Origin of the sequence: Halomonas daqiaonensis (genome assembly GCF_900109725.1) — a bacterium.
In the GTDB taxonomy this organism is placed as follows: Bacteria; Pseudomonadota; Gammaproteobacteria; order Pseudomonadales; family Halomonadaceae; genus Halomonas; species Halomonas daqiaonensis.
Genome location: NZ_FOBC01000023.1, coordinates 43,370 through 55,905, shown reverse-complemented (window position 1 = coordinate 55,905; position 12,536 = coordinate 43,370). Strand labels below are relative to the sequence as shown.

The window sequence follows — 12,536 nt, the reverse complement described above, 5'->3', positions numbered from 1 at the left end:
CGCCGTCCCAGTAGGCCTCGCCGTCGATCTCCACCGCCTGGAAGACCGTGGGCAGACAGGCCGAGGCCATCACCGCATCCAGGCTCATCTCCTCGCGGGAGAAGATTCGCTGCTTGCCACTGCGCACGTTGGTGGCGGTGACGAAGAGCTTGAGGTTCTCGCAGGCACGGACCCGCTCGAAGTCGACCTGTTCGGCGACGATCTTCCGAAGCGGGTTGAAGTTGAAGGGATTTAACTGGTAGGGCGAGACCAGTCGGCTCATCAGGTCCAGGGTGATGTAGCCCGGGGAGTGGTCGAGACTCCAGTTGCCGATCAGCATGTCCAGCGGGGTACGGCGCACGGGGCTCGCCATGCCGGCTCGGCTGACGGCCCGCCAGAAATCACGCAGGGCCACGCGAGCGGTGGACTCGTCACCACGGGTCAGGGCATCGGCCATTACCACACCGTTCATGGCGCCGGCACTGGTGCCGCTGATGCCCTCGATCTCGATGCGCTCGTCCTCGAGCAGGCGATCCATCACGCCCCAGGTGAAGGCGCCATGGGCACCGCCACCCTGGAGCGCCAGGTCGATCCGTCTTCTCTCGCTCATCTTTGCTCCTTGGCCTAGGCGGCCTGGCCAGGCCGCCGCTGCAGTGCATCGATTCCAGCATACCGGCCGAGCCGAATGACGACCATCACCTTGGCAGGAGCATGGCGTTCAGAATACTCCGCTGGCCTAGGGGAGTACGTCGATTGCGGAGACAGCAAGGGAAGCCGCGGTCGCTGCGTTGGAACATGTGATCGGTCTAATCTAAGGTGGATCCATCATTATCGGGGCGACCAGCGGGGGAATATCAGCATGAGCGAGTCTGATCTGGGCATGATGGATGCGCAAAGCCTGCAGGCGCTCTTCCGGTCGCGTGAAGCCTCGCCGCTGGACGCCACGCGGGTCGCTCTCGAACGCATCGACCGCTTCAACGACACGGTGAATGCCTACGTCCACGTGGACCACGAGGGCGCAGAGTCGGCCGCCAAGGCCTCGGCGCGGCGCTGGGGCCAGGGTAATCCGCTGAGCCCGATCGATGGCGTGCCGGTGTCGCTGAAGGATCTGACCGAGGTTGCCGGTATGCCGTGTCGCGAGGGATCGTTGACCAGACCGGACACGCTCTGTGAACATGACGCGCCGCCTGCCCGGATGCTGCGGCAAGCGGGTGCCGTCATCCTGGGCAAGACCAACACACCTGAATTCGGCTGGAAAGCGGTGACCGACAATCGGGTGTTCGGCGCGACTACCAACCCCTGGGATACACGCTTGACGCCTGGGGGCTCATCCGGCGGTGCTGCCGTTGCCGCTGCCCTCAATATGGGGGTGCTCCATCAGGGCGGTGACTCCGGTGGTTCGATCCGGATTCCAGCGGCCTTCACCGGTGTCTTCGGCTTCAAGCCCTCTTTCGGTTGGACGCCACAATGGCCGCCGGCCAAGGAGCCGACCCTCTCGCACCTGGGCCCCCTGACCCGCAATGTGCGCGACGCTGTCAGCATGCTCAACGTCATGGGTCGTTACGACTACCGGGACCCCTATGCCACGCGGGGGCAGCCGGATGACTGGGGACAGGACGTATGCCGGGGACTGCAGGGCCTGCGCATCGCCTATTCGCCCGACCTGGGGTATGCCCAGGTAGATCGGCATGTTGCCGACCGGGTGGCAGAGGCCGCGCGAAAGCTGCAAGCGTTGGGCGCCGAGGTGGTGGAAATCCATCCCGGCTTCGAGTCCCCCCTGGATATCTTCAAGAAGCTCTGGTTCACGGCTTCGCTGGAGCAGTGGTCACAGCTCGATGATCGACTTCGCGACATGCTGGATCCCGGTCTGGTGGCCGATGCGCGTGAGGCCGAGTGCTGGCGCGCCGTGGACCTGTTTCGTGCGCTGGGGGAGCGGGCACGACTGACCGAGCGACTCGAGCATTTCAATCAGGAGTACCACCTGTTGATGACGCCGACCGTCTCCATTCCGCCATTCGAGGTCAACCGGGAAGTCCCCTCCGGAAGCGGCATGAAGCACTGGGAAGAATGGGCGCCATTTTCCTATCCCTTCAACCTGAGCCAGCAACCCGCGGCCTCGGTACCCTGTGGCTTCACCGATGCCGGCTTGCCGGTGGGCTTCCAGCTGGCGGGAGGCAAGTACGACGATGTCCGTGTGCTGCGTGCCTGCCATGCCTTCATGGAGGCATATCCCCCACGCTTTCCTGCCATGCCGGATGAACCCCGACAAGCCTGAGGGCCGACATTCAGCCGTTTTCGGGCATGCGAGGCGTGACCGGGCAGGCGCTTTCGAATCATGAAGATGCCGCAAAGCATGGCATCGACGGGATAGCGGTCATCCATCGTCGCTCTACGCCAGGTCTTCAGGCCTGAATCATCACCTGATCGCCATCGAAGCCGATCGGCCAGGTGCGCAGCTTGATGCTATCGTCTTCCAGGCATTGGCCGTCGGCGAGGCGGAAGTGCTGCTTGTGGATTGGTGAGGCCACCACCGGCTCGCCCTTGAGGTCGCCGACAATGCCGCGGGCGATGACGTTGGCGTTAGCGAAGGGATCATGGTGATCGAGGGCATAGAGTTCTGTCTCATGGCCTGGTAAGTAGAAGATGGCCAACTGGGCTGGGCCTTCTTCGGTCTCGATCCAGGCGGCGACGCCGGAGAAAGGCACGAGGTCGTCACGGTGGCAAAGGGCTTGCCAGGCCTGGGTCATGGTCTTGGCTGCTGCAGTGGTCATGGGAAAACTCCTTTAGGCGGGACGAAGCTGGCCGCGCTCCTCGGTCACGATGATGTCCGGATCCGGGCGGGCGTCGTTGACGAAGCTGCGGAAGCGCTTGAGCTTCTCCGGGTCGTCGATGGCATCGGCCCACTCGCACCGGTAGGTGTCGATCACCGTCTGCATCTGGCGCTCCAGCTCCTGGCCTATCCCCAGGCTGTCGTCGACGATCACCTCCTTGAGATAGTCCAGGCCGCCCTCGAGGTTCTCGCGCCACACCGAGGTGCGCTGCAGCCGGTCGGCGGTGCGCACGTAGAACATCAGGAAGCGGTCGATAAGCTGGATCAGCCGGTCGTCGTCGAGGTCGGTGGCGAAGAGTTCGGCATGGCGCGGTCGCATGCCGCCGTTGCCGCAGACATAGAGGTTCCAGCCGTTCTCGGTGGCGATGACGCCGATGTCCTTGCCCTGGGCCTCGGCACACTCCCGGGTGCAGCCGGAGACACCGAACTTGAGCTTGTGGGGCGAGCGCAGGCCCTTGTAGCGATTCTCCAGCCGGATCGCCATGCCCACGCTGTCCTGCACGCCGTAACGACACCAGGTGCTGCCCACGCAGGACTTCACCGTGCGCAGCGACTTGGCGTAGGCGTGGCCGGTCTCGAAGCCGGCATCGAGCAGCTCGCTCCAGATATCCGGGAGATCCTCCAGGCGGGCGCCGAACAGATCGATGCGCTGGCCACCGGTGACCTTGGTGTAAAGACCGTAGGTCTCGGCCACCCGGCCCAGTACCATCAGCTTGCCCGGGGTGATCTCGCCACCGGGCACCCTGGGGACCACCGAATAGGTGCCGTTCTTCTGCATGTTGGCCATGAAGGTGTCGTTGGTGTCCTGCAGCGGGATATGCGCGGCATCGGTGATCGGCTCGTTGAAGCAGGAGGCGAGTATCGAGGCCACTGCCGGCTTGCAGATGTCACAGCCAAGGCTCCGGCTTGATGAAGCGCCGTGCTTGCCGATCAGCTCGCCGAAGGTCTTGATGCCTTCGATACGCACGATGTCGTAGAGCTCCTGGCGGGTGTGGGCGAAGTGCTCGCAGATCGAGCGGTCGACCTCCACGCCGCGACTCTCCAGCTCATGTTCCACCACGCTCTTGAGCAGGGCCGCGCAGCCGCCGCAGCCGGTGCTGGCCCTTGTCTCGTCCTTGACGGTCGCCAGGTCGCTGGCGCCGGCATCTAGGGTCGCACAGACATCGCCCTTGCTGACGTTGTGGCAGGAGCAGATGGTCGCCGTCTCCGGCAGCGCATCCGGCCCCAGTGTCGGGGCGCCTTCACTGCTGGGCAAGATCAGCGAGGCCGGGTCCTCGGGAAGGTCCAGGCCATTGCTGTAGTACTGCAGCAGGGTGTCGTAGACACCGTTGTCGCCTACCAGCATGGCGCCGACCAGTCGCTTGCCGTCGCCGGAGACCACCAGCTTGCGGTATTGCTGCTTGATCTGGTCGAGGTAGCGGAACACCCGGGCCCCGGGTGTCTGGTTGCCGTGGGCATCGCCGATGGCGCCCACGTCGACACCCAGCAGCTTGAGCTTGGTGCTCATGTCGGCACCGCGGAAACTCTCGCCCTGAATGTGATCAAAAGGGCCGAGCAAGGTGTCCGCGGCCACCTTGGCCATCTGGTAGCCGGGGGCGACCAGGCCGAAGATGCTGTTGTTCCACAGCGCCACCTCACCCACGGCCAGTATCGCCGGGTCGCTGGTCAGACAGCGGTCGTCGATCACCACGCCACCGCGTTCGCCCATCTCCAGGGCGCTGTCCCGGGCCAGTTCGTCGCGGGGGCGGATGCCGGCGGAGAACACGATCAGGTCGGCCTCCAGTACCTTGTCGTCCTGGAAGACCATGCGGTGGGCGGCATCGACGCCGTCCTCGATGCGCTGGGTGGCCCGGTCGGTGTGCACTTGCACACCCAGTGCCTCGATTTTCTCGCGCAGCAGCTCGCCGCCCTCGCTATCGACCTGCATGGGCATCAGGCGCGGCGCGAATTCCACCACGGCGGTGTCGAGGTTCAGGCCGCGCAGGGCATTGGCCGCCTCCAGCCCCAGCAGGCCGCCGCCCACCACCACGCCGGTGGAGGCGCTCTCGGCGGCGGAGCGAATGGCATCCAGGTCGTCCAGTGTGCGGTAGACCAGGCAGCCGTCACGATCGCTGCCGGGCATGGGTGGTACGAAGGGGTAGGAGCCGGTGGCCAGTACCAGGCGGTCATAGGGATAGTGGCCGGCCTCGGTGATCACTTTGCCGACATCGCGGTCGATGGCGGTCACCGATTCGTGCAGGCGCAACACGATACCGTGCTCGGCATAGTGGTCAGCGGTTGAGAGGGCCAGGGAGTCGGCATTGCGGCCGGTAAAGTACTCGGAGAGGTGGACCCGGTCGTAGGCGCGGTGACGCTCCTCGCCGAAGACGGTGATGGCGTAGTGCGCCGTGGCACCGCGTTCGATGAGCTGCTCGACCAGGTGATGGCCGACCATGCCGTTACCGATGATGATGAGTCGTTGTACTTTGTTGTTCATGCGGCCTCCTTGACGGGGCGTTGTGCGGGGTCGGAATCGTTGGCTTCGAGCAGGGCGTTGGCATCGGCCGAGCCGAGCAGCAGCGCCTGGCGACAGGCGGTAAGGTCGCTACCCGCCTGGGCCTGGGTGAACAGCCAGGGGCCCATGTCGGTGTCGCCGTAAAGGATGGCGCCCTCGAGGCGTCCAGCGCGCAGCAGTAGACGGCGGTAGTCGCCCTGTTCGGGGTCGTGATAGGCGAGCACATCATGGTCGGGGTCGGCCTCGATGGGGCCGAAGGCAAACAGCGAGATGCCGCTGATCTTGAGCTTGGTGGCGCTGGGTTGCTCGCGAAAACCGGCCACGTCGTCACCGCACAGGACGGCGGCCAGTACCTCGACCTGGCGCCAGATCGGCTCCACGAGCCCGTAGGTGGTGCCCTCGAACTGGCAGCACTCGCCGAGGGCATGGATCGAGGCATCGGAGGTGGTCAGGGTGTCGTCGACGACGATGGCCCGGTCGACGTCGAGTCCGGCACGCTGGCCCAGCTCGGCATTGGGGGTGATACCCGCCGCCACCACCACGCAGTCGGCGGCCAGGCGCCGGCCATCCTCCAGATGCACGGCGACCACCCGACCCGCTTCGTTCCCCTCCAGGGCGGCGAGGCGAGCTTCGGTATGGATCCTGAGGCCGCGGCTGACGAGCTCGGCCTCCAGCAGGCCGGCGGCGGTGGCATCGAGTTGTCGGTTCATCAGTCGGCTCGAGCGTTGCAGCAGGCTGACGTCCAGGCTGGGTCCCTTGCTCTGACCGGTTTTACGCAACCCCTCGGCCGCCTCCAGCCCGAGAAGACCGCCACCGATGACCACGGCGTGCCCTCCCTGCTCGGCGGCCTCGGTCAGGGTTGCGACATCCTCGAGGTCACGAAAGCCGTGGACGCCGCGAAGCTCGATACCCGGGACATCCGGCATGGTCGGCCGCGAGCCGGTGGCTAGCACCAGGCGGTGGTAATCGAAGGTGCGACCGGCATCGGTGGTCAGCCGGCGCTCCGCGCGTCCGATCGACGTGACCCGTTCGCCGAGCACCAGCTCGATGCCGTGATCGGCGTACCAGGCGGCCTCGCGCAGAGTGAGGGCGTCGCGTTCCATCTCGCCGGCCAGCCAGGGCGAGAGCAGGATGCGGTTGTAGGCGGCGGCCGATTCATCGCCGATCACGGTGATCCGCGCCGGATGGTCTGAGCGCTTGAGCAAGGCCTCGACCAGCCGGTGGCCGGCCATGCCGTTACCGATGATCACCAGGTGTTCGGTCTCGTGCGGGGCTGGGTGCATGATCTGGCACCTCCGGTGTGACAAAAAAGACGCCTCTGCGCTTTCCCGGCATCGGGAAGCACTGAGACGTCTTCGTCTGGGATGGGCAATCACCGTTGATCGCCGTTATTGCTTATTAGAGACAAGAACCCGGCCAAAAGGCCGGGTTTGTAAGGTTTATCCTATTTTTTCAATAGCTTGATGTTGCCAAGGCATGCAAGCGGTTCACTTTGCGGCTTCCTTGGTCGCACATCAATGGTGCATGGCAGCATCGAAATGCACGGGGGCGTAGCATTCGTGCAGGGTGCGGATATCGAGCGTACGACCCTTGTCATGCAGGTGGCAGCGTAATGGCTCGGCGATCCGGTCCATGGCCTCGACGTTGGGGCGCAGCAGGTCGCCACCGTAGAGGCGCTGGCGAATGGGACCTTGCCCCTCGGGCAGGGTGTCGAGATGGCTGACCGAGCGATCCAGATAGGGCGGCAGCGCCAGCCAGTCGCGAGCCTGGCGACGGTGCTCCGGCCTATCGGCGAGCCAGTCGCTGGCGTTTTTCAGCGCGCGCAGGAGGGCGGCGAGTGTGGCCGGGTAGCGTCGTGCCCAGAAGCGGGTCACGCCCAGCACCTTCTCGGGATGGTCCGGCCACAGCTGGGCGCCGCTGGCCACCAGCCGGCCTACACCCTCGTGTTCGGCGAGGCTGCCCCATGGTTCGCCGACGCAGAAGCCGTCGATCTGACCCTCGCGCAGGGCGGCCACCATGCGCGGCGGCGGCAGGGCGATCAGGTCGACGTCGCGATCGGCGGCGAGCCCGCCCCGGGCCAGCCACTCGCGCAGCAGGAAATGCTGGCAGGAGAAGGGGTAGACCATGGCCAGGCGGGGCCTCGTCGCGTCGGTATGGCGGGCCAGCCACTCGCCTAGGGCGCGGGCGCTTTCGGCCGGGTCGTCGCCCAGCGCCGCACGGCTTTGCTCACACAGCCTCGAGGAGAGCACGAGGGTGTTGCCGCCATGGCTGAGGGTGACGGGTGCCAGGGTCTCGCAGGGGGCGCGTTCCATGCCCAGGCTCATGGCGAGCGGCAGGGGCGCGAGCATGTGGGCGCCATCGAGTAGGCCGGCAGCGACCTTGTCGCGCAGCGTCGACCAGGCGTTCTCTCGAGACAGTGTGACGTCCAGGCCCTGCTGGGTAAAAAACCCCTGCTCGCGGGCCACGATCAGCAGCACCGCATCGACCAGAGGGATGAAGCCGAGCGTCAGACTCTCGAGTTCCGGCGTCGCGGCAGGCGAAGTGGCGGTTTCTCTCATGACAATGACCCCTTGTCCAGGCGCTCTAGGATGTCGATGACGCTGTCGGCCACCTCGGCAATGCGCTGGCCGCGGTCCATGGCGATCTTGCGCAGCATGTGGTAGGCCTGCTCCTCGTCACAGTCCTGGTGTTTCATCAGCAGACCCTTGGCGCGCTCGATGCGCTTGCGGTCGGCGAGCTGGTTGCGCGCCTTGTCCAGCTCCTGGCGCATCGATTGAAAGGCATCGAAACGGGCGATGGCGACCTCGATGATCGCCTTGACCCGGCCGGGGACCAGGCCGTCGACCACATAGGCGCTGACCCCGGACTTGAGGGCTGCCTGCATGGTGTCGGGGTCATGCTGGTCGGCGAAAAACACCACTGGCCGAGGGTTCTCGCGGTTGAGAAGCGCCATGCTATCGAGGGTGTCGCGGTCGGGTGATTCCATGTCGATGATCACCACGTCGGGTTGGTGACGGGCAACCATCTCGTTGAGACTGGCCGGACTTTGCAGCCGACAGGCCACTTCGTGACCTTCCACGATCAGGGCCTCCTCGACCATGGCGGCGCGCACGAGCTCGTCGTCGACCAGCAGGATCTTCAAGGGTGGGGGCATTGGCATCGCTCGTCGTTTGGCGTCTGACACACCTGAAAGCAATATGCATTCCAGATCCGCCTTTTGCCCGCGGTGAGCGGCCTTGACGATGCGGCGGCACCGCAGGATCGCTTCATGCTGCACTGCAGTGGTGCGGGTTCTTGATCGGGCGCATGTCAACTGGTGCAAGCGGAGTTCCCATGACGGGCTCTGTTTGTCTCGCCGGGCAAACTAACCCGCAAGAATGGCAAGCATTTTCGTTTCTTGGCACATGGTTTGCTTCAGGTAGAAACATCAAGCCGGGGTGGCCAGGCGGTCATCCCGGCGGCAAACGGCAACGACGCCCACCTGCGCCTTCCCGACCGGGACTACGCGGTGGGCGTCTTCTTTTGTCCGGTCATACCCGACAAGTCTCGAGGAGGTCGACATGCAACAGGCCCGAACCACCTGTCCCTACTGCGGCGTCGGCTGTGGCGTTCTTGCCCAGGTGGACGACGAACGGATTGTCCATGTGCAGGGCGACGGTGAGCATCCGGCCAACTACGGTCGCCTGTGCGTCAAGGGCTCTGCCCTGCACGAGACCCTGGGCAATCACGGCCGCTTGACCCGGCCACGGGTCGACGGCGTCGCGGTTGACTGGGACACCGCGCTGGACAGCGTGGCCACTCGCCTGGCGGCCATTCGCGAGACGCAGGGGGCGGCGGCGATTGGCGCCTATCTCTCCGGGCAGCTGCTCACCGAGGACTACTACGTCGCCAACAAGCTGTTCAAGGGTTTCGTCGGCACGCCGCATCTCGATACCAACTCGCGGCTATGCATGGCCTCGGCAGTGGCCGCCCATAAGCGCGCCTTCGGTGCCGACGCCGTACCTTGCTGCTACGAGGATCTGGAAGAGGCCGAACTGGTGGTGCTGGTGGGCTCGAACCTGGCCTGGAATCACCCGGTGCTCTACCAGCGCATCAAGACCGCCAAGACCCGCAACCCGCTGCTGCGTGTGGTGGTGATCGACCCGCGCGTCACCGATAGTTGCGAGATCGCCGACCTCTACCTGGGCCTGGCGCCGGGCAGCGACGGCCGGCTGTTCACCGGCCTGCTGGCCCGGATGGCCGACGCCGGCAAGCTCGACCGGGTCTATCTCGACCGCCACACTGCCGGTCTCGAGGAGGCGCTGGCCGCGGCTCGGGAAGACGATACCACGGTGGAGGCGATCGCCGCCGACTGTGACCTCGACCCGGAACGGCTGGAGACCTTCTACTACTGGTTCACCACCCAACTGCATGTGGTGACACTCTTCTCCCAGGGCATCAACCAGTCCTCCAGCGGCACCGACAAGGGCAACGCCATCATCAACTGCCATCTGGCAGGCGGCAAGATCGGCCTGCCCGGCGCAGGGCCCTTCTCGATCACCGGCCAGCCCAACGCCATGGGGGGCCGCGAGGTGGGCGGGCTGGCCAACCAGCTTGCCGCCCACATGGACTACCACACTCCCGGCGCCATCGACCGGGTCACCCGTTTCTGGACGACCGAAAATCTGGTGCCCACCCTGCCAGACGGGCCCGGCCACAAGGCGCTGGAGCTCTTCGAGGCCATCGAGCGCGGCGAGGTGTGGGCGGTGTGGATCATGGCCACCAATCCGGCGGTGAGCCTGCCCGATGCCAACCGCGTGCGCCGTGCCCTGGAGCGCTGTCCGCTGGTGATCGTCTCCGAATGCGCGGCCGCCACCGACCTGCTGCCCTACGCCGATATCGTGCTGCCGGCCTCCGGCTGGTCCGAGAAGGATGGCACCGTGACCAACTCCGAGCGCTGCATCTCGCGCCAGCGCGGCCTTCTTCCGCCGCCGGGAGAGGCACGCCACGACTGGTGGATCATCACCGAAGTGGCCAGGCGCCTTGGCTTTGGCGAGGCCTTTGCCTACACCCATCCCGCCGAGATATTCGACGAGCACGCGCGGCTCTCGGGCTTCGAGAACCCTTCTCACACCCCGGGCGAGGGGGCTCGGCTCTTCAATATATCCGGCCTGGCCGGGCTCGACCGCGCGGCCTACGACACCCTGGCGCCGATCCAGTGGCCGGTGACCGCCGAGGCGCGGCGAGGCACGGCGCGGCTCTTCGAGGACGGCCGATTCGCCACCCCGGATGGCCTGGCACGTCTGCTGCCCGTGCGTCCGCGCGCTCCGGCACAGTCGCTCAGCGAGGCGCGCCCGCTGCGCCTCAATACCGGCCGGGTACGCGACCAGTGGCACACCATGACGCGCACCGGCCGGGCACCGCGACTGATGAATCACCGCGCCGAGCCCTTCATCGAAGTGCATCCGGACGATGCCGCCTCCCATGGCATCGTCGACCGTCAATTGGCACGCCTTCAGGGTGCCGGTGGTGACTACCTGGCCCGGATCCGCGTCTCCAATGGTCAGCGGCCGGGCGAGGTCTTCGTTCCCATGCACTGGACCGACCAGTTCAGCGGCAGGGCGCGTATGGGCTCCCTGCTCGAGGGTCACGTCGATCCGCTGTCGGGCCAGCCGGAATCCAAGCACGGTGCTGTGGAACTGGCTCCCTTCCGGCCCGGGTGGGAAGCCACCCTGATGGTGGCCGACGAATCCTCCCTCGGCGACGACCTTGTAGACGAGAGTGCCTACTGGGCGCGCATTCCGCTGAGCCGCTGCCAGCGCTGGCAGCTGGCGGGAGAGCCCGGCGATATCCGCGACTGGCTGGTCTGGCTGGCGGACCACTTGTCGCCGGCGCCGACCCTGTGGAGCGAGGACCCGGCATGCGGCCGCTTGCGTGCGGCGGGCCTCGATCAGGGGTGCCTGAGGTGGTGGCTGATGGTCGGCCCGCCGGCCGAACTGCCCGGCCTGGCCTGGCTCGACGAGCGCTTCAACGAGGCCGCGCGGGGCGAGGCGCTCGAGATCGGCAATCGGCGTCGGCTGCTGGCCGGCTGCGATGACGGGGCCGGGGACAGCGGTCCGCTGGTCTGCAGTTGTCATCAGGTGGCCCAGGGGGTCATCGTCTCCGCCATCCGCAAGGGGGATGCCAGCGTCGAGGCGCTGGGCGCCCGACTGGCTTGTGGCACCCAGTGCGGCAGCTGTATCCCCGAGCTCAAATCGCTCATCGAAGAAAGTGCCTAAGAGGAGGATGCCCATGCGCGCGTCAAGTCGGATTCCGAAGCCGCTGATGTCGATTGATAAAGTAGGCACGGTGTGTAGGCGGCTGGCACGTCTCGCCCAGGGGACGGGTCGCTGGCTTGTCGAGCGCTTCGTCAGCGCGCAGCGCCCAGCGGATGGCGCGATGGTTGGTGATTGCCGTGACGGCAGCGTCTATCTGGTGGGGGCCGGCAGCGGCAGTGCCGATCTGTTGACGCTCCGAGCCGCCCGGCTGCTGTGGCAGGCCGATGCCGTGGTCTATGATCGCCTGGTCGGCGATCAAGTGTTGGCGCTGATTCCCGCCGGCCGGGAGCGCTACGATGTAGGCAAGGCCCGCGGCCACCACAGCGTCCCTCAGGTCGAGATCGGCTCGCTGATGGTCAGGCTGGCACGACAGGGCAAGTCGGTGGTGCGCCTCAAGGGCGGAGATCCCGGCGTGTTCGGGCGCATGGGGGAGGAACTCGCCGCCCTGGGCGAGGCCGGGGTCGCGGTGGAGATCGTGCCCGGCATTACCGCCGCCTCAGCGGCGTGTGCCGCCATTGGCATTCCGCTCACCGACCGCGCCCATGCCCAGCAGTTGCGTTTTGTCACTGCCCAGCACTGCCGGGAAGGCGGTGAGCCCAACTGGGCTTCGCTGGCCAGCCGAGAGGAGACGTTGGTGTTCTACATGGGGCTCGGCAAGGTAACGGCGATCTGTGAAGGGCTGCGCGCGGCGGGGCTCCCCAATGATTGGCCGGTAATGCTGATGGCCAACGCCAGCCTGCCCGAGGAGCGCTCGCTGATCGGGAACCTCGCCGATATGCCGGCAAGGCTCCTCGCCGAACCCTTGCCCTCGCCCTGCCTGATCGTGGTGGGCTCTGTGGTGCGCATGGTGGCCACCACGCCAGCGGGACATTCGGTGCAACGCCACAGATCGTCAAGGCATGAAACCCTGTGTCTTTGATGAATGCCTGTCCGGCCG

General features: G+C 66.1%; 9 protein-coding genes. 3 read left to right on the top strand and 6 right to left on the bottom strand.

Going from position 1 to position 12,536, the window contains the following annotated elements:
- Positions 1–589, bottom strand: a 589-nt coding sequence (locus BMY30_RS15580; protein WP_139195534.1) for a patatin-like phospholipase family protein, incomplete at its 3' end; no start/stop codon positions are given.
- 249 nt (positions 590–838) lie between these two features.
- On the opposite strand from BMY30_RS15580, the gene BMY30_RS15575 reads away from it, so the two are divergent.
- On the top strand, positions 839–2,254 hold the full coding sequence (locus tag BMY30_RS15575) for an amidase (protein ID WP_089715378.1): 1,416 nt from the start codon (positions 839–841) through the stop codon (positions 2,252–2,254).
- Between the two features lie 127 nt (positions 2,255–2,381).
- On the opposite strand, the gene nirD is transcribed toward BMY30_RS15575, so the two are convergent.
- The 5 genes from nirD to BMY30_RS15550 form a co-directional block, all read right to left on the bottom strand.
- A complete protein-coding gene (gene nirD / locus BMY30_RS15570) occupies positions 2,382–2,750 on the bottom strand; it encodes a nitrite reductase small subunit NirD (RefSeq protein WP_089715376.1) in 369 nt (122 codons plus the stop codon).
- 12 nt (positions 2,751–2,762) lie between these two features.
- Entirely contained in the window at positions 2,763–5,285 is a 2,523-nt protein-coding gene (gene nirB, locus BMY30_RS15565) for a nitrite reductase large subunit NirB (protein ID WP_089715374.1), read from the bottom strand.
- Complete coding sequence (locus BMY30_RS15560) at positions 5,282–6,586, bottom strand: NAD(P)/FAD-dependent oxidoreductase (protein WP_089715372.1); 1,305 nt, start codon at positions 6,584–6,586, stop codon at positions 5,282–5,284. Before BMY30_RS15560 ends, nirB begins: the two co-directional genes overlap by 4 nt.
- 231 nt (positions 6,587–6,817) lie before the next feature.
- A complete protein-coding gene (locus BMY30_RS15555; RefSeq protein WP_089715370.1) occupies positions 6,818–7,861 on the bottom strand; it encodes a CmpA/NrtA family ABC transporter substrate-binding protein in 1,044 nt (347 codons plus the stop codon).
- Positions 7,858–8,457: an ANTAR domain-containing response regulator gene (locus tag BMY30_RS15550; RefSeq protein ID WP_089715368.1), complete on the bottom strand. Its 600-nt coding sequence runs from the start codon at positions 8,455–8,457 to the stop codon at positions 7,858–7,860. The genes BMY30_RS15555 and BMY30_RS15550 overlap by 4 nt, the downstream gene beginning before the upstream one ends.
- A gap of 406 nt (positions 8,458–8,863) precedes the next feature.
- Between BMY30_RS15550 and BMY30_RS15545 the strand changes: the two genes are divergently transcribed.
- Complete coding sequence (locus BMY30_RS15545; protein WP_089715367.1) at positions 8,864–11,560, top strand: nitrate reductase; 2,697 nt, start codon at positions 8,864–8,866, stop codon at positions 11,558–11,560.
- Between the two features lie 160 nt (positions 11,561–11,720).
- On the top strand, positions 11,721–12,518 hold the full coding sequence (cobA, locus tag BMY30_RS15540) for a uroporphyrinogen-III C-methyltransferase (RefSeq protein WP_244516242.1): 798 nt from the start codon (positions 11,721–11,723) through the stop codon (positions 12,516–12,518).
- Positions 12,519–12,536 lie beyond the last annotated feature (18 nt).

Coding starts and splice junctions, on each gene's coding strand:
- nirD (WP_089715376.1), bottom strand. CDS start 2,750: ATGACCACTGCAGCAGCCAAGACCATGACCCAGGCCTGGCAAGCCCTT.
- cobA (WP_244516242.1), top strand. CDS start 11,721: ATGGTTGGTGATTGCCGTGACGGCAGCGTCTATCTGGTGGGGGCCGGC.
- BMY30_RS15555 (WP_089715370.1), bottom strand. CDS start 7,861: ATGAGAGAAACCGCCACTTCGCCTGCCGCGACGCCGGAACTCGAGAGT.
- nirB (WP_089715374.1), bottom strand. CDS start 5,285: ATGAACAACAAAGTACAACGACTCATCATCATCGGTAACGGCATGGTC.
- BMY30_RS15575 (WP_089715378.1), top strand. CDS start 839: ATGAGCGAGTCTGATCTGGGCATGATGGATGCGCAAAGCCTGCAGGCG.
- BMY30_RS15550 (WP_089715368.1), bottom strand. CDS start 8,457: ATGCCCCCACCCTTGAAGATCCTGCTGGTCGACGACGAGCTCGTGCGC.
- BMY30_RS15560 (WP_089715372.1), bottom strand. CDS start 6,586: ATGCACCCAGCCCCGCACGAGACCGAACACCTGGTGATCATCGGTAAC.
- BMY30_RS15545 (WP_089715367.1), top strand. CDS start 8,864: ATGCAACAGGCCCGAACCACCTGTCCCTACTGCGGCGTCGGCTGTGGC.